Origin of the sequence: Duganella vulcania (assembly GCF_009857655.1) — a bacterium.
Taxonomy (GTDB): domain Bacteria; phylum Pseudomonadota; class Gammaproteobacteria; order Burkholderiales; family Burkholderiaceae_D; genus Rugamonas; species Rugamonas vulcania.
Genome location: NZ_WWCX01000329.1, coordinates 1 through 264, shown reverse-complemented (window position 1 = coordinate 264; position 264 = coordinate 1). Strand labels below are relative to the sequence as shown.

1 rRNA gene is annotated in these 264 nt (G+C 52.3%); it reads right to left on the bottom strand.

From position 1 onward, the window contains the following. Positions 1-264 (bottom strand): 23S ribosomal RNA (locus tag GTP90_RS37780); the annotation flags it as partial.

Here is a 264-nt window from a genome sequence, read left to right as displayed (position 1 = left end):
GTTCCTTCTCCCGAGTTCTCTCAAGCGCCTTAGAATACTCATCTCGCCCACCTGTGTCGGTTTGCGGTACGGTCTCGTATGACTGAAGCTTAGAGGCTTTTCTTGGAACCACTTCCGATTGCTTCAGAACCTAAGTTCCTCGTCCCACTCCCTTGAATTACGCGCCCGGATTTGCCTAAGCGCCTTCTATGAAGCAGAAACTGACTATTCCAACAGTCAGACAACCTTCCGCGATCCGTCCCCCCATCGCATCATACGACGGTG